1 pseudogene is annotated in these 617 nt (G+C 72.3%); it reads right to left on the reverse strand.

The features are described 5' to 3' along the window. Positions 1-617 (reverse strand): annotated as a pseudogene (locus GVL52_RS31630) (histone deacetylase family protein); the annotation flags it as partial.

Below are 617 nucleotides of genomic sequence, written 5' to 3' on the forward strand. Positions count from 1 at the left end.
GTCCATGCCGCGCGTGTAGGCGGCCACGGGCACGTTGAGCATGTTGGGCGCCGGGTCCTGGTCGCCGCTGAACGGGTAGAACGGGTGCTGGAAGATGCCGACCATCAGCGCGCGCGGATCGTTCGCGAGGATGTCCTCGGTGCCGTTGCCGTGGTGCACGTCGAAATCCACCACCGCCACGCGCTGCAGCTTGTAGCGCTGCAGCGCGTATTTGGCCGCGATCGCGACGTTGTTGAAGAAGCAGAAGCCCATGGCCTTGCTGCGCGTGGCATGGTGGCCCGGCGGGCGCACGCAGCAGAAAGCGTTCTCCAGCTCGCCCGCCATGACGGCGTCGGTCGCGGCGAGCGCGGCGCCCGCGGCCCGCAGCGCGGCCGGCCAGGTGTGGGTGTTGATGGAGGTGTCGGGGTCGACCTGCGCATGGGCGGGGCCGCCGGCCAGCATCTCCTCCGCGAGGCGGTCGGAGAGGCCGCGCAGCGCGGCCACGTGCAGCCGGTCGTGCGCCAGCTCGACATCGGCGAGCGACGCCTCGGGCGCCTCGAAGCGTTCCAGCGCGTCGGCCACGCCCGTGGCCAGCAGCCGGTCCTCGATCGCGTCCAGCCGCCCCGGGCACTCGGGGT

Source organism: Rhizobium sp. 18055, assembly GCF_902706285.1.
Lineage (GTDB): Bacteria > Pseudomonadota > Alphaproteobacteria > Rhizobiales > Rhizobiaceae > Rhizobium.